General features: G+C 61.0%; 16 protein-coding genes and 1 pseudogene. 13 read left to right on the forward strand and 4 right to left on the reverse strand.

Annotation, left to right across the window (positions count from 1 at the left end):
• The 3 genes and pseudogenes from dut to argB all read left to right on the forward strand — a co-directional run bounded on the left by dut (position 1) and on the right by argB (position 3,043).
• Positions 1-456 carry a dUTP diphosphatase gene (gene dut, locus F6S08_RS00110; RefSeq protein WP_065926712.1) on the forward strand — a complete coding sequence of 152 codons (456 nt, stop codon included), beginning with the start codon at positions 1-3 and terminating at the stop codon, positions 454-456.
• 241 nt (positions 457-697) lie between these two features.
• Positions 698-2,119 (forward strand): annotated as a pseudogene (locus F6S08_RS00115) (phosphomannomutase/phosphoglucomutase); the annotation flags it as partial.
• 18 nt (positions 2,120-2,137) lie between these two features.
• Complete coding sequence (gene argB / locus F6S08_RS00120; protein ID WP_015886532.1) at positions 2,138-3,043, forward strand: acetylglutamate kinase; 906 nt, start codon at positions 2,138-2,140, stop codon at positions 3,041-3,043.
• Between the two features lie 62 nt (positions 3,044-3,105).
• On the opposite strand, the gene pyrE is transcribed toward argB, so the two are convergent.
• Positions 3,106-3,753 carry an orotate phosphoribosyltransferase gene (gene pyrE, locus F6S08_RS00125; protein ID WP_027608288.1) on the reverse strand — a complete coding sequence of 216 codons (648 nt, stop codon included), beginning with the start codon at positions 3,751-3,753 and terminating at the stop codon, positions 3,106-3,108.
• 82 nt (positions 3,754-3,835) lie between these two features.
• Between pyrE and F6S08_RS00130 the strand changes: the two genes are divergently transcribed.
• Positions 3,836-4,615 (forward strand): exodeoxyribonuclease III, encoded by a 780-nt coding sequence (locus tag F6S08_RS00130; RefSeq protein ID WP_003195493.1) that lies wholly within the window; start codon positions 3,836-3,838, stop codon positions 4,613-4,615.
• A 58-nt stretch (positions 4,616-4,673) separates the two neighbouring features.
• Here F6S08_RS00130 and F6S08_RS00135 read toward each other — a convergent pair whose 3' ends face one another.
• A complete protein-coding gene (locus tag F6S08_RS00135; RefSeq protein WP_027608287.1) occupies positions 4,674-5,042 on the reverse strand; it encodes a DUF4870 domain-containing protein in 369 nt (122 codons plus the stop codon).
• Positions 5,043-5,064: 22 nt separating this feature from the next.
• The gene (gene rph, locus F6S08_RS00140; RefSeq protein ID WP_027608286.1) at positions 5,065-5,787 is read right to left on the reverse strand and encodes a ribonuclease PH; all 723 of its coding nucleotides are present in this window, start codon (positions 5,785-5,787) and stop codon (positions 5,065-5,067) included.
• 204 nt (positions 5,788-5,991) lie between these two features.
• On the opposite strand from rph, the gene F6S08_RS00145 reads away from it, so the two are divergent.
• The 6 genes from F6S08_RS00145 (at position 5,992) to F6S08_RS00170 (ending at position 11,288) form a co-directional block, all read left to right on the forward strand.
• Positions 5,992-6,855, forward strand: a complete 864-nt coding sequence (locus tag F6S08_RS00145; RefSeq protein ID WP_065948733.1) for a YicC/YloC family endoribonuclease — start codon at positions 5,992-5,994, stop codon at positions 6,853-6,855.
• Positions 6,856-6,865: 10 nt separating this feature from the next.
• Positions 6,866-7,486: a guanylate kinase gene (gene gmk / locus F6S08_RS00150; protein WP_027608284.1), complete on the forward strand. Its 621-nt coding sequence runs from the start codon at positions 6,866-6,868 to the stop codon at positions 7,484-7,486.
• A gap of 167 nt (positions 7,487-7,653) precedes the next feature.
• Positions 7,654-7,917: a DNA-directed RNA polymerase subunit omega gene (gene rpoZ / locus F6S08_RS00155; RefSeq protein WP_017735757.1), complete on the forward strand. Its 264-nt coding sequence runs from the start codon at positions 7,654-7,656 to the stop codon at positions 7,915-7,917.
• A gap of 60 nt (positions 7,918-7,977) precedes the next feature.
• On the forward strand, positions 7,978-10,083 hold the full coding sequence (gene spoT / locus F6S08_RS00160) for a bifunctional GTP diphosphokinase/guanosine-3',5'-bis pyrophosphate 3'-pyrophosphohydrolase (protein WP_005792489.1): 2,106 nt from the start codon (positions 7,978-7,980) through the stop codon (positions 10,081-10,083).
• Positions 10,084-10,107: 24 nt separating this feature from the next.
• On the forward strand, positions 10,108-10,488 hold the full coding sequence (locus tag F6S08_RS00165) for a RidA family protein (RefSeq protein WP_003176922.1): 381 nt from the start codon (positions 10,108-10,110) through the stop codon (positions 10,486-10,488).
• Between the two features lie 56 nt (positions 10,489-10,544).
• Positions 10,545-11,288: a hypothetical protein gene (locus F6S08_RS00170; protein ID WP_065926715.1), complete on the forward strand. Its 744-nt coding sequence runs from the start codon at positions 10,545-10,547 to the stop codon at positions 11,286-11,288.
• Positions 11,289-11,352: 64 nt separating this feature from the next.
• Here the strand turns inward: F6S08_RS00170 and F6S08_RS00175 are convergent, their stop codons facing one another.
• Positions 11,353-12,204: an SDR family oxidoreductase gene (locus F6S08_RS00175; RefSeq protein ID WP_065926716.1), complete on the reverse strand. Its 852-nt coding sequence runs from the start codon at positions 12,202-12,204 to the stop codon at positions 11,353-11,355.
• A gap of 189 nt (positions 12,205-12,393) precedes the next feature.
• Here F6S08_RS00175 and exbB point away from each other — a divergent pair, with 189 nt between their 5' ends.
• From exbB to F6S08_RS00190, 3 genes are read left to right on the forward strand one after another with little or no spacing between them, the layout of a single operon-like run.
• Positions 12,394-13,365 (forward strand): tonB-system energizer ExbB, encoded by a 972-nt coding sequence (gene exbB, locus F6S08_RS00180; protein WP_315871136.1) that lies wholly within the window; start codon positions 12,394-12,396, stop codon positions 13,363-13,365.
• Between the two features lie 6 nt (positions 13,366-13,371).
• Complete coding sequence (gene exbD, locus F6S08_RS00185; protein WP_017526806.1) at positions 13,372-13,797, forward strand: TonB system transport protein ExbD; 426 nt, start codon at positions 13,372-13,374, stop codon at positions 13,795-13,797.
• Complete coding sequence (locus F6S08_RS00190) at positions 13,794-14,543, forward strand: TonB family protein (protein ID WP_027608280.1); 750 nt, start codon at positions 13,794-13,796, stop codon at positions 14,541-14,543. Before exbD ends, F6S08_RS00190 begins: the two co-directional genes overlap by 4 nt.
• Positions 14,544-14,580 lie beyond the last annotated feature (37 nt).

Below are 14,580 nucleotides of genomic sequence, written 5' to 3' on the forward strand. Positions count from 1 at the left end.
ATGCACGCTTTGCAAGCCAAGATCCTCGACCCCCGCATCGGCACCGAATTCCCGCTGCCGGCCTACGCCACCCCAGGTTCCGCCGGCCTGGACCTGCGCGCCATGCTCAAGCAAGACACCGTCCTTGAACCGGGCCAGACCGTCCTGATTCCCACCGGCCTGTCGATCTATGTCGGCGACCCGGGCCTGGCGGCGCTGATCCTGCCGCGCTCCGGCCTGGGCCACAAACACGGCATCGTGCTGGGTAACCTGGTAGGCCTGATCGACTCGGACTACCAAGGCGAGTTGATGGTGTCGTGCTGGAATCGTGGCCAGACGGCGTTCAACATCGTTGTCGGCGAGCGCATTGCCCAGCTTGTATTGGTGCCGGTGGTGCAGGCGCGCTTCGAACTGGTGCAGGATTTCGACGAAACCCAACGCGGCGCAGGCGGTTTTGGGCATTCCGGCAGTCACTGACTACGCTGAACCTGGCCGGGCGCTTTTGCCCGGCTCGATGCCCCCGCAAGGCTTTTCAGGATGAAGAATGCGCGGACTTTATCAGCGAGATTTCCCATTTGAAATCAATGCATTACGCAGGAATAAAGACAGGGGCCAAGCTCCGATGGCACTTTTGCACCACGAACTCTCTGCCGAAAACACCGTCATACCCTTCAGTTTGAGCCTGCCGGTCAGCCACATTAAGGCCAGCCTTGCCCCCCTTGAGATGGAGTTTCCCCCCGCGATGAGTACCGCAGCCCGAGTAGCCCCGACATTCCCCGACAGCATCTTTCGCGCCTATGACATTCGTGGCGTAGTCCCCAAGACCCTGACCGCCGAAACCGCCTACTGGATTGGCCGCGCCATTGGTTCCCAGAGCCTGGCCCAGGACGAGCCGAACGTCTCGGTCGGTCGTGACGGTCGCCTGTCCGGTCCGGAACTGGTGGAACAACTGATCCAGGGCCTGGCCGACAGCGGCTGCCATGTCAGCGATGTGGGCCTGGTGCCCACTCCCGCGCTGTACTACGCCGCCAATGTACTGGCCGGCAAATCCGGGGTAATGCTGACCGGTAGTCATAACCCGTCGGACTACAACGGCTTCAAGATCGTCATCGCCGGCGACACCCTGGCCAACGAACAGATCCAGGCCCTGCACACCCGCCTGAAGACCAACGACCTGACCAGCGGCAAAGGCAGCATCACCAAAGTTGACATCCTGCAGCGCTACTCTGATGAAATCACCGGCGACGTCAAACTCGCACGCCGCCTCAAAGTGGTGGTGGACTGCGGCAACGGCGCGGCCGGCGTGATCGCCCCGCAGCTGCTCGAAGCCTTGAACTGCGAAGTGATCCCGCTGTTCTGCGAAGTCGATGGCAACTTCCCCAACCACCACCCGGACCCAGGCAAGCCGGAAAACCTGGTGGACCTGATCGCCAAGGTCAAGGAAACCGGTGCTGACGTCGGCCTGGCCTTTGACGGCGACGGCGACCGTGTAGGCGTAGTGACCGAAACCGGCGAGATCGTATTCCCGGACCGCCTGCTGATGCTGTTCGCCCGCGATGTGGTGGCACGCAACCCGGGTGCCGAGATCATTTTCGACGTGAAGTGCACCCGCCGCCTCACCCCGCTGATCAAGGAATATGGTGGCCGTCCGCTAATGTGGAAGACCGGTCACTCGTTGATCAAAAAGAAAATGAAGGAAACCGGCGCGCTGTTGGCCGGCGAAATGAGCGGCCACGTGTTCTTCAAGGAGCGCTGGTTCGGGTTTGACGACGGCATTTACAGCGCCGCCCGTCTGCTGGAGATCCTCAGCAAGGAAAAATCCACCTGCGATTCGCTGTTTCAGACCTTCCCGAATGATATTTCTACGCCAGAGATCAATATCCATGTGACCGAGGAGAGCAAATTCAGCATCATTGACGCACTGCACGATGCGCAATGGGGTGAAGGCGCCCACCTGACCACCATTGATGGTGTGCGAGTCGATTACGCCAAGGGCTGGGGCCTGGTTCGCGCGTCCAACACCACACCGGTGCTGGTGCTGCGTTTCGAGGCGGATACCGAGGCTGAGTTGCAGCGCATCAAGGACGTGTTCCACGCCCAGTTGAAACGTGTTGCCCCTGATCTCCAATTACCGTTCTGATTTTTACCGGAGCCCTGAATGACCCTCGAACGCGAAGCCGCTGCCAACACCGCCAAGGTCCTGTCCGAAGCGTTGCCTTATATTCGACGCTACGTCGGCAAGACGCTGGTGATCAAGTACGGCGGCAATGCCATGGAAAGCGACGAGCTGAAAACCGGCTTTGCCCGCGACATCGTGTTGATGAAAGCCGTGGGAATCAACCCCGTGGTGGTCCACGGCGGCGGCCCGCAGATCGGCGACCTGCTCAAGCGCTTGTCGATCGAGAGTCACTTCATCGATGGCATGCGCGTCACTGACGCGCAGACCATGGACGTGGTGGAGATGGTCCTCGGCGGCCAGGTGAACAAAGACATCGTCAACCTGATCAACCGTCATGGCGGCAGCGCCATTGGCCTGACCGGCAAGGACGCCGAGCTGATCCGCGCGAAAAAACTGACCGTTACCCGTCAGACGCCGGAAATGACCCAGCCGGAAATCATCGATATCGGCCAGGTAGGCGAAGTGATCGGCATCAACACCGACCTGCTGAACCTGCTGGTCAAGGGCGACTTCATCCCGGTGATCGCGCCGATCGGCGTGGGTGCCAACGGTGAGTCCTACAACATCAACGCCGACCTGGTGGCGGGCAAGGTGGCCGAAGCATTGAAGGCTGAAAAGCTGATGCTGCTGACCAACATTGCCGGCCTGATGGACAAGGAAGGCAAGGTGCTGACCGGTTTGACCACTCAACAAGTGGACGAACTGATCGCCGACGGCACCATCTACGGCGGCATGCTGCCGAAGATCCGTTGCGCGCTGGAAGCGGTGCAAGGCGGCGTCGGCAGCTCGCTGATCCTGGATGGTCGTGTACCGAATGCAATCCTGCTGGAAATCTTCACCGATACGGGTGTGGGCACGCTGATCAGTAATCGCAAGCGCCCTTAAAACGCTGAAAACAAAAAGCCCCGCTCAACCTGGTTGAGCGGGGCTTTTTTATGGTTCGGCGATTACTGAACGCCGAACTGCTCGCGATACGCCTTAACTGCCGGCAAGTGCTGCTTGAGCTGCGGGTCGTCTTCCAGGAACTGCAGCACCTGGTTCAACGACACGATGCTGACCACTGGAATGCCGAAATCACGCTCCACTTCCTGGATCGCCGACAACTCACCGTTGCCACGCTCCTGGCGGTTCAGCGCGATCAGCACACCGGCGGCCTTGGCGCCGTCCTGGGACGCGATGATCTGCATCACTTCACGGATAGCCGTACCGGCCGTGATCACGTCATCGATGATCAATACATCGCCGGTAAGCGGCGCGCCCACCAGGCTGCCGCCTTCGCCATGGGCCTTGGCTTCCTTGCGGTTGAAGCACCATGGCAGATCGCGCCCATGATGTTCCGCCAGGGCCACGGCTGTTGCAGCGGCCAGGGGGATACCCTTGTAGGCCGGGCCAAACAGCACGTCGAAGGAAATACCGCTTTCAACGATGGCTGCCGCGTAGAAGCGCCCCAACTGAGCCAGGGCCGAGCCCGAGTTGAACAAGCCTGCATTGAAGAAATACGGGCTGGTGCGCCCGGACTTGAGGGTGAACTCACCGAAGCGCAAAACCCCGCGATCGATGGCAAAACGAATGAAATCGCGTTGATACGCCTGCATGAAAAAAGCCTCAGATACCACGGATTTAGCTAATTAGGTAGACGGCGTGTATCATACACGCACGCGATTTTTGGGGCCATTTATGCGGATCATCAGTGTGAACGTTAATGGTATTCAGGCTGCAGTCGAGCGTGGTTTGCTCAGTTGGCTGCAAGCTCAGAATGCCGACGTCATCTGCCTGCAGGACACCCGCGCCTCCGCCTTTGAACTGGACGACCCAGCCTTCCAACTGGATGGCTACTTCCTTTATGCCTGCGATGCCGAAGTGCCCACCCAAGGTGGCGTGGCTTTGTACTCGCGGTTGCAACCCAAGGCGGTCATCAGCGGCCTCGGCTTCGAGACAGCCGACCGCTACGGGCGCTACCTGCAAGCCGATTTCGACAAGGTCAGCATCGCGACCTTGCTGCTTCCTTCGGGGCAGAACGGCGATGAAGACTTGAACCAGAAGTTCAAGCTAATGGACGATTTCGCCCGTTACCTGGATAAACAGCGACGCAAACGTCGCGAGTACATTTACTGTGGCTCGCTGTACGTGGCGCAACAGAAGCTGGATATCAAGAACTGGCGTGACAGCCAGCAATCCCCGGGCTTCCTGGCGCCGGAACGGGCCTGGATGGACGAGATTGTCGGCAACATGGGCTATGTGGATGCGCTGCGCGAAGTCAGCCGCGAAGGTGACCAGTACAGCTGGTGGCCAGACAATGAACAGGCTGAGATGCTCAACCTGGGCTGGCGCTTCGACTACCAGTTGCTGACCCCGGGTCTGCGCCGGTTCGTTCGCAGTGCACGCCTGCCGCGCCAGCCGCGCTTCTCGCAGCACGCGCCGCTGATCGTGGACTATGACTGGACACTGACCATCTAGGGTCTTTATCCAGGCACAAAAAAACCGACATCGCTGTCGGTTTTTTTGTGGGTGTCGATTATTTGACCAGGCGCCAGGTCAAGGGATAGCGATAGGCGATCCCTTTGTTGGCTTTGATTGCGCCGATGATCGTCAGCACCACGCTTGCGATGACCAAGGCCGTCATCAGGAAAAACCCAATGACCGCGAAGGCCAGCACGATGCAAATGATCCAGGCGATGGCTACGGTGATCTGGAAATTCAGTGCCTCCTTGCCCTGGTCGTCAATGAACGGATCCACTTCTTTTTTCATCTGCCACAGGATCAGCGGCCCCACGACGCTGCCGAAGGGGAATACAAACCCCAGGAACGCAGCAAGATGGCACAACATTGCCCCCTGACGCACCTCGTAGGAAGGCGTAGGCACCGGCATTTGGCTGTCATTCATGGCGCTTCTCCTTGAGGCGTACTCAGTCAGCCAGTGCGGCGTTCTGCAGTTCGAAGATCTCAGTCATGCCTTTCTGGGCCAGGGCCAGCATGGCGTTCAGCTCGGCCGGCTGGAATGGCGCACCTTCGGCGGTGCCCTGCACTTCGATGAAACCACCGGTGCTGGTCATCACTACGTTCAGATCGGTCTCGGCAGCCGAGTCTTCCAGGTAATCCAGGTCCAGCACCGGCTCGCCCTGGTACATGCCCACCGATACGGCGGCGATCATCTGCTTCAGTGGGTCGCCGCCTTTCAGGCCGCCGCGCTTCTTGATGACTTTAAGCGCGTCGACCAGCGCCACCATGGCGCCGGTGATGGAGGCGGTGCGCGTACCGCCATCGGCCTGGATCACGTCGCAGTCGACGTAGAGAGTCACGTCGCCCAGCTTGGTCATATCCAGGGCCGCGCGCAGGGAGCGCCCGATCAGGCGCTGGATTTCCAGGGTACGGCCGCCTTGCTTGCCACGGCTGGCTTCACGCTGGTTACGCTCGCCGGTGGCGCGTGGCAGCATGCCATATTCGGCGGTCAGCCAACCCTGGCCCTGGCCCTTGAGGAAGCGCGGCACGCCATTTTCAACGCTGACGGTGCAGATAACCTTGGTATCGCCAAACTCGACCAGTACGGATCCCTCGGCGTGTTTGGTGTAGTTGCGGGTGATGCGGATCGAGCGGAGCTGATCGGCAACGCGACCACTTGGACGTTTCATAGGGGATACCTGTACTGAGGACGAAAAACTGCCGAGCATTATAGAGCCGCGAGCCGATTCGGGGCACTGCTAAAAATCTGGTTACGAATGCCCAGGGTTTGGGCGCGCCCGCCCCACTGCGCTACAATCCCGCGCCTTCGCAGCCTGTCGGCTTCAATTTACCCATCAGCCCGCTTTCGCGGGACTGCATCGCGAGGTACCTCCATGGTGCACAGCATGACCGCCTTTGCCCGCGTCGAAAAAGCCGGCGCCCAAGGCACCCTGAGCTGGGAACTGCGCTCGGTCAACAGCCGCTACCTGGAGCCGCACCTGCGCCTGCCGGAATCCTTCCGCGACCTCGAAGGCGCCGTGCGTGAGGCACTGCGCCAGGGCATCTCCCGCGGCAAGCTGGAATGCACCCTGCGCTTTACCGAAGAAACCACCGGCAAGCCGCTGCAGGTAGACCGCGAGCGCGCTGCGCAACTGGTCGCCGCGGCCGAAACCGTCGCCGGCCTGATCAAGCAGCCCGCCGCACTGAACCCTCTGGAAGTACTGGCCTGGCCCGGTGTGCTGGTGGCCGACGCCTCCGATCCGCAAGCCCTCAACGCCGAAGCCCTCGCCCTGTTCACCCAGGGATTGAAGGAACTCAAGGCTGGCCGCGAGCGTGAAGGCGCCGAACTGGCCCGACTGATCAACGAGCGCCTGACGTCGATCGAAGCAGACGTGGTCACCTTGCGCGAGCTGGTACCGCAGATGCTCGCCACCCAACGCCAGAAGGTCCTCGACCGCTTCACCGACATGAAGGCCGACCTCGACCCCGTGCGCCTGGAGCAGGAAATGGTGCTGCTCGCGCAGAAGAGCGATGTCGCCGAAGAACTGGATCGCCTGAACACCCACATCCTCGAAGTGCGCCGCGTGCTCAAGTCCGGCGGCGCCGCTGGTCGGCGCCTGGACTTCCTGATGCAGGAACTCAACCGCGAAGCCAATACACTGGGCTCCAAGGCTTTCGATCCGCGCAGCACCACGGCGGCGGTCAACCTCAAGGTGTTGATCGAGCAGATGCGCGAACAAGTACAGAATATTGAGTAAGGCAACCTCCATGACCCATAGCACCGGCACCCTGTACATCATTTCCGCCCCTTCGGGCGCGGGCAAGAGCAGCCTGGTCAAGGCCCTGACCGACGCTGACGAGCAGATTCGCATCTCGATCTCCCACACCACCCGCGCCATGCGTCCGGGCGAGGTGAACGGCGTGCACTATCACTTCGTCGAGCGCACCGAGTTCGTCAAGATGATCGAGCATGGCGACTTCCTCGAGCGCGCCGAGGTGTTCGGCAACCTCTACGGCACCTCGCAGAGCCACCTGCAGCAGACCCTGGACGAAGGCCACGACCTGATCCTGGAAATCGACTGGCAGGGCGCCGAGCAAGTGCGCCAGCTGATGCCCAAGGCACGCTCGATCTTTATCCTGCCGCCGTCGCTCGAAGCCTTGCACCAGCGCCTGACCAACCGTGGCCAGGACAGCGACGAGATCATCGAAGGCCGCATGCGGGAAGCTGTCAGCGAAATGAGCCACTATGTCGACTACGACTACCTGATCATTAACGACGATTTTTCCCACGCGCTGGATGACCTGAAGGCGATTTTCCGCGCCAATCAGCTCCAGCAAAAGCGTCAACAGCAGCGTTTCGGCAAATTACTAGCCGAACTGCTCGGCTGATTGGCCCTTCCCAAAACCGCTGCAAGGGCTTTACATTGGCGCTTGCAGCGGTTTTGCGAGAGCCTGCGAAAAATCAGCGCTTCCCTAAACGCTGGTGATTTTTTAAACTGCTCAGTCCGCTCGCCCAACCGGGCAGCGCGCATCTTGCATTCGCTCCGAGGAATATCATGGCCCGCGTAACCGTTGAAGACTGCCTAGACCACGTGGCAAACCGCTTTGAGCTGGTCATGCTCTCTACCAAGCGTGCCCGTCAACTGGCCACTGGCGGCAAAGAGCCCCTGGTCCAGTGGGAAAACGACAAGCCTACCGTTGTAGCCCTGCGTGAAATCGCTGAAGGCCTGATGAGCTACGAGTTCATCGCCAACGCTGAAATCGTTGAAGACGAACCGTTGTTTGCAGCGTTCGAGGACGAGTCCAACGAGGCCGTCTAAGCCTATGCCTGGTCGACGTAGCACGGCGCGGGGTCACAGCCTTCGGCAGGAGTTCACACTTTGCCGAGCATAGACGCCCTCGCCGATCGCTTATCGGCCTACCTCGGCCCCGACCAGGTCAACCTGGTCCGCCGAGCGTATTTCTACGCCGAACAGGCCCACGACGGGCAACGCCGCCGAAGCGGTGAGGCGTACGTCACCCATCCTCTTGCGGTGGCGAATATCCTGGCCGACATGCACATGGACCATCAGAGCCTGATGGCCGCGATGCTGCATGACGTGATCGAAGACACCGGCATTGCCAAGGAAGCGCTCAGTGCGCAATTTGGCGAAACCGTGGCCGAACTGGTCGACGGGGTCAGCAAACTGACCCAGATGAACTTCGAGACCAAGGCCGAAGCCCAGGCGGAAAACTTCCAGAAAATGGCCATGGCCATGGCCCGGGACATCCGGGTGATCCTGGTCAAGCTGGCCGACCGGCTGCACAACATGCGCACGCTGGAAGTGCTGTCCGGCGAAAAACGCCGGCGCATCGCCAAGGAAACCCTGGAAATCTACGCGCCCATTGCCAACCGGCTGGGTATGCACGCCATTCGTATCGAGTTCGAAGACCTCGGCTTCAAGGCCATGCACCCGATGCGTTCGGCGCGCATCTACCAGGCCGTCAAGCGCGCCCGGGGCAACCGCAAGGAAATCGTCAACAAGATCGAAGAATCCCTGAGCCATTGCCTGGCGATCGACGAGATCGAGGGCGAGGTCAGCGGCCGGCAGAAGCACATCTATGGCATCTACAAGAAGATGCGCGGCAAGCGCCGGGCCTTCAACGAGATCATGGACGTGTACGCGTTCCGCATCATCGTGGACAAGGTCGATACCTGCTACCGCGTCCTCGGTGCTGTACATAATTTGTACAAACCCCTGCCGGGGCGCTTCAAGGACTACATCGCCATTCCCAAGGCCAACGGCTATCAATCGCTGCATACCACACTGTTCGGTATGCACGGGGTGCCGATCGAGATCCAGATCCGCACCCGCGAAATGGAAGAGATGGCCAACAACGGCATCGCCGCCCATTGGCTGTACAAATCCAGCGGCGACGAGCAGCCCAAAGGCACCCATGCCCGCGCCCGCCAGTGGGTCAAGGGCGTGCTGGAAATGCAGCAACGTGCCGGCAACTCCCTGGAATTTATCGAAAGCGTGAAGATCGACCTGTTCCCGGACGAGGTCTACGTATTCACGCCCAAAGGCCGCATCATGGAGCTGCCCAAAGGCTCCACTGCGGTCGACTTTGCCTACGCGGTGCACACCGACGTCGGCAACAGCTGCATTGCCTGCCGGATCAACCGCCGTCTCGCGCCGCTGTCCGAACCGCTGCAAAGCGGCTCCACGGTCGAGATCGTCAGTGCACCCGGAGCCCGCCCGAATCCGGCGTGGCTCAACTTCGTGGTCACCGGCAAGGCCCGCACCCACATCCGCCACGCGCTGAAACTGCAGCGCCGCTCCGAGTCCATCAGCCTGGGCGAACGCCTGCTGAACAAAGTGCTCAACGGCTTCGACAGCGCCTTGGACAAGATTGCGCAGGAGCGCGTGCAAGCGATGCTCCACGAGTACCGCCAGGAAACCATCGAAGACCTGCTGGAAGATATCGGCCTGGGCAACCGCATGGCCTACGTGGTCGCACGCCGCCTGCTGGGCGAAGGCGAACAGTTGCCAAGCCCCGAAGGCCCGCTGGCGATTCGCGGCACAGAGGGCCTGGTGCTCAGCTACGCCAAATGCTGCACGCCGATCCCTGGCGACCCGATTGTCGGCCACCTGTCGGCTGGCAAGGGCATGGTCGTTCACCTCGACAACTGCCGCAACATCACCGAGATCCGTCACAACCCGGAAAAATGCATCCAGCTCTCGTGGGCCAAGGATGTCACCGGCGAATTCAACGTCGAGCTGCGCGTGGAGCTGGAACACCAGCGCGGCCTGATCGCCCTGCTGGCCAGCAGCGTCAACGCGGCCGACGGCAATATCGAGAAAATCAGCATGGACGAGCGCGATGGTCGCATCAGCGTGGTCCAGCTGGTGGTCAGCGTGCATGACCGCGTGCACCTGGCCCGCGTGATCAAGAAACTGCGCGCCTTGACCGGTGTGATCCGCATCACCCGCATGCGTGCGTAGCCCATCCATTACAAGGAGTCATTCATGACCAAGACCGTTATCACCAGCGACAAGGCCCCAGCCGCCATCGGTACTTACTCCCAGGCCATCAAGGCGGGCAACACCGTCTACATGTCCGGCCAGATCCCGCTGGACCCAAAGACCATGGAACTGGTGGAAGGCTTCGAAGCCCAGACCGTACAGGTCTTCGAAAACCTAAAGTCCGTGGCCGAAGCTGCCGGCGGCTCGTTCAAGGACATCGTCAAGCTGAACATCTTCCTCACCGACCTGAGCCACTTCGCCAAGGTCAACGAGATCATGGGCAAGTACTTCGAACAACCTTACCCAGCCCGCGCCGCCATTGGTGTTGCCGCCCTGCCAAAGGGCGCACAGGTTGAGATGGACGCAATTCTGGTCATCGAGTAAAACACCCGGCGCAGCCTCCATAGGCTGCGCCGACTTCGTTTTAAAAGGATTTCATGATGCGCAAAGCGCTTGTAGCCTCTTCGTTGCTCGCCCTGTTGCTCGGCGGCTGCGCCAGCAACCCTGCCAACCAGGATGTGAGCGGCACCTGGATCAACCAGGTCGCCATCGATGCAGCAGCCAAGGGCGGCCCTTTGCGTGAAGCGCTGCAAAGCTATGGCCCGAACCTCGAATGGGAGGTCAACCCCAAGGCTTCGCAGGCACGTTACTACAACGGTTTTGAAGTCGCGGAAGGCAAGTTGCTCGGCGAACAGTCCGGCGCCTGGAGCGTCGACTTCTACGGCAGCTCCGCCACTGAACTCAAGCGCAAAGGCAGGCAACTGCTGCAAGTGGCCAACGACAACGAGCCCGAGCAGCTCTTTGCCCGCGCCAAGGAACCTGCACCGGAAGGTGCGCCGCTGGGTGCCAACTTCGAACGCGCCCTGTACGCAGCCTATATGGGCGGCGACTGGAAGATCACCGACGGCTTCGGCAACGGTGCCACTGTCCAGTTCCAGCCTGACGGCAAGGTCGCCGGTTTGCCCAATGTTGATCGGTACTCTCTGTGCCTGGCCGGTGACTGTGCCTCCATGAGCGGCGGCTACGACAGCATGTGGCTGCAGCTCAACGGCGTGGGTAACCCGTGGATCTTCGTGCGCAAGGGCAAGCAGTTGGAGATCTTCCAGGCGGTCAACACCGCTCAAGCGGATGAAGTGCCTCAGTTCACTCCCGGGCCGCGCCAATGGCTGCTTGAAAAACAATAGCAGTCATCACCCAGCTCCAAATGTGGGAGAGGGACTTACCCCCTCCCACATCTTTAACCGCATTTCAGCCTTTAAGAATGGCTGCGTACCCTTCGCGGTAGCTCGCATACGTGGGCGTCCACCCCAGCGCCTTTATCCGGGCATTGCTGCATTGCTTGCTGCCCGCACGCCGCACACTCGCGTCCTCGGACCACTCAGTGACGCCCAGGTAGTCACGCAGCCAGGCCACCACCTCGGCCAAGGGCGCCGGTGCATCGTCGACGCCGATATAGACCTTATCCAGCGAACCGCCCTGCTCCACGTGGCGTAGCAAAAATGCCAGCAAGCCCGCCGCATCATCGGCGTGTATACGGTTGCCGTATAAAGGCGGATCAAGCGCTACACGGTACCCCTGGCGCACCTGGGTCAGCAGCCATTCGCGACCAGGACCGTAAATGCCGGTCAACCGCACGACGCTCGCAGGAATGCCACTGTTAAGTGCCACCTGCTCGGCCTCCAGCATGACTTGCCCGGAATAACCCTTGGCCTGGGTTTCGGAGGTTTCGTCGACCCACTCGCCATTCTGCTGCCCGTATACGCTGCTGCTGGACACAAACAGCAAGTGCCTGGGCTCCTGGCCATAATCCTTCAGCCACTCCAGCACATGCTGCAACCCTTGCACGTAAGCGGCGCGATAACCGGCCTCATCGTGGTCGGTGGCGGCGGCGCAGTACACCAGGTAATCCACCCCGCCGATCGGCCAGGTGTCAGGGCAATCCTTGTTGAACAGGTCGCCGGCGATGCCGATCACCCCGTCGGGCAGGCGTGAAATATCGCGCCGCAGGCCATGAACCTCCCATTCCGAGGCCAGCAATTGGCTAGCCAGCCGACTACCCACATCGCCACATCCGGCAATCACAACCGAAGGCACAGACATCATAAAACTCCGTTCTTAAAGGTCTAGATTAGCCCTCGCAGCAGACCGGCGGCCAGAAAAAGGGCAAATAAAGTTACTGTATTACTTCTGTTAACAAGAATTACTTGCAATAATAACCGCCCATTTGTCCTCGACCCCTTTGGGTCTGGAAGGACGATCAGTCATTTTCTTCTCTCAGGTCCGGCCAGCATGACACGTAATACAACCCCCGCTTCGCCAACCAAGCTTCACAGCCCATCCCGCGCCTGGCGTGCGATTGCTGCGATGCTGTTCAGCGTACTGCTGGCGCCGACCGCCGCATTCGCTGATGCCACCGCCCCGGCTACCCCGGCCGCCGCCGAGCACAATGCTGCGGCTCCAACCGCACCCGCTGCGGCCACCGACCCGGCCCAGGCTGCAGTCCCAGCCGCCGCCGACGAAACCGGTGTCGTGCTGGAAGAAGACAACACCCTGGGCATGGCCCACGACCTGTCGCCATGGGGCATGTACCAGAATGCTGACGTGGTGGTGAAAGCCGTGATGATCGGCCTGGCCATCGCGTCGATCATGACCTGGACCATCTGGATCGCCAAAGGCTTCGAGCTGCTGGGTGCCAAGCGCCGTCTGCGCACTGAAATCGTCCACCTGAAGAAGGCCACCACCCTCAAGGAAGCCAGCGAAAGCGCGACCAAGAAAGGCACCCTGGCCAACACCCTGGTGCACGACGCACTGGAAGAAATGCGCCTGTCGGCCAACACCCGTGAAAAAGAAGGCATCAAGGAGCGCGTGGCGTTCCGCCTGGAACGCCTGGTTGCAGCCTGCGGCCGTAACATGAGCAGCGGCACCGGCGTGCTCGCGACCATCGGCTCCACCGCGCCGTTCGTCGGCCTGTTCGGTACCGTCTGGGGCATCATGAACAGCTTCATCGGCATCGCCAAAACCCAGACCACCAACCTCGCCGTCGTCGCCCCCGGCATCGCCGAAGCCCTGCTGGCAACAGCCCTGGGCCTGGTCGCCGCGATTCCTGCGGTAGTGATCTACAACGTCTTCGCCCGTTCGATTGCCGGCTACAAGGCCCAGGTATCGGACGCGTCGGCAGAAGTCCTGCTGCTGGTCAGCCGCGACCTCGATCACCTGCCTACCGAGCGCAGCTCGCAACCGCACATGGTGAAAGTGGGGTAATCGGCCATGGGCCTGCATTTGAATCAAGGCGACGACGAACTCGTCGAGAACCACGAAATCAACGTCACGCCGTTTATCGACGTGATGCTCGTGCTGCTGATCATCTTCATGGTGGCCGCTCCATTGGCCACCGTGGACATCAAGGTTGACCTGCCCGCCTCCAGCGCCAAGCCTGCGCCGCGGCCGGAGAAACCGATCTTCCTCAGCGTCAAGGCGGACCAACGCCTGTTCCTGGGCGAAGAAGAGGTCAAGACCGAAACCCTGGGGCCGGTGCTCGATGCCAAGACCCAAGGCAAGAAGGACACGACGATCTTCTTCCAGGCCGACAAGGGCGTGGACTACGGCGACCTGATGAGCGTGATGGATGCCCTGCGGGCAGCCGGCTACCTCAAGGTAGGCCTGGTCGGACTTGAGACGGCAGCCAAGAAATGATCACGACGCGCCACAAACTGACGCGTTATGGCACCAGCCTCGCCGTCGTGCTGGGCGTGCATGCCGTCGCGATTGCCATCGCGCTCCACTGGTCAGCGCCGCGCACGGTGCAGTTGCCGCCGGCAGCCATGGTCATCGACCTGGCCCCGATGCCAGCACCGCCGCCGCCGGCGCCGCCGAAAGTGGTAACGCCGCCGCAACCGCCTGCACCGGTGGAAGAGCTGCCCCTGCCGAAACTGGCCGAGGCTCCCAAGCCAACGATCCAGGTGCCCAAGCCGGTCAAGCCAAAACCTAAACCGCAGCCGCCCAAGCCGGTGGAGAAAAAGATCGAGCCGCCCAAGGAGAAACCCTCCGAGGACCCGCCGAGCGACGCTCCGCCCACCAAGGCACCGGCTGAAAAATCGGCCCAGCCCGTACCTGGCCCGTCGCCGCAACAGATCGCCGCCAAAGCGTCCTGGGAAGGCACCCTGCTGGCACACTTGCAGAAGTACAAGAAGTACCCGCCAGGTGCCCAGGCCCGTGGCAAGGAAGGCCTGAACCGCCTGAAGTTCGTGGTGGATGGCGACGGTAACGTGCTGTCCTACGAGTTGGTGGGGCGTTCCGGCAACGCCGACCTGGACCGCGCCACCCTGGACATGATCCGTCGTGCCCAGCCGCTGCCCAAGCCGCCAGCCGATATGCTCAAGGGCGGCAGCATCGAGATCGTTGCACCGTTCGTGTACAACATCGAGAAGCGTCGTCGCTGAAAATGATGATGGCGAGGGACACCCCTCGCCACTCTCA

This window comes from Pseudomonas sp. JV449, from assembly GCF_032424295.1.
GTDB lineage: Bacteria > Pseudomonadota > Gammaproteobacteria > Pseudomonadales > Pseudomonadaceae > Aquipseudomonas > Aquipseudomonas marginalis.

Bases quoted from the DNA above. Each gene is read 5' to 3' on its own strand.
- F6S08_RS00190 (WP_027608280.1), top strand. From the start codon at position 13,794: ATGATCACGACGCGCCACAAACTGACGCGTTATGGCACCAGCCTCGCC.
- dut (WP_065926712.1), top strand. From the start codon at position 1: ATGCACGCTTTGCAAGCCAAGATCCTCGACCCCCGCATCGGCACCGAA.
- rph (WP_027608286.1), bottom strand. From the start codon at position 5,787: ATGAAACGTCCAAGTGGTCGCGTTGCCGATCAGCTCCGCTCGATCCGC.
- gmk (WP_027608284.1), top strand. From the start codon at position 6,866: ATGACCCATAGCACCGGCACCCTGTACATCATTTCCGCCCCTTCGGGC.
- F6S08_RS00170 (WP_065926715.1), top strand. From the start codon at position 10,545: ATGCGCAAAGCGCTTGTAGCCTCTTCGTTGCTCGCCCTGTTGCTCGGC.
- F6S08_RS00135 (WP_027608287.1), bottom strand. From the start codon at position 5,042: ATGAATGACAGCCAAATGCCGGTGCCTACGCCTTCCTACGAGGTGCGT.
- argB (WP_015886532.1), top strand. From the start codon at position 2,138: ATGACCCTCGAACGCGAAGCCGCTGCCAACACCGCCAAGGTCCTGTCC.
- exbB (WP_315871136.1), top strand. From the start codon at position 12,394: ATGACACGTAATACAACCCCCGCTTCGCCAACCAAGCTTCACAGCCCA.
- F6S08_RS00165 (WP_003176922.1), top strand. From the start codon at position 10,108: ATGACCAAGACCGTTATCACCAGCGACAAGGCCCCAGCCGCCATCGGT.
- rpoZ (WP_017735757.1), top strand. From the start codon at position 7,654: ATGGCCCGCGTAACCGTTGAAGACTGCCTAGACCACGTGGCAAACCGC.
- F6S08_RS00145 (WP_065948733.1), top strand. From the start codon at position 5,992: ATGGTGCACAGCATGACCGCCTTTGCCCGCGTCGAAAAAGCCGGCGCC.
- exbD (WP_017526806.1), top strand. From the start codon at position 13,372: ATGGGCCTGCATTTGAATCAAGGCGACGACGAACTCGTCGAGAACCAC.
- F6S08_RS00175 (WP_065926716.1), bottom strand. From the start codon at position 12,204: ATGTCTGTGCCTTCGGTTGTGATTGCCGGATGTGGCGATGTGGGTAGT.
- F6S08_RS00130 (WP_003195493.1), top strand. From the start codon at position 3,836: ATGCGGATCATCAGTGTGAACGTTAATGGTATTCAGGCTGCAGTCGAG.
- pyrE (WP_027608288.1), bottom strand. From the start codon at position 3,753: ATGCAGGCGTATCAACGCGATTTCATTCGTTTTGCCATCGATCGCGGG.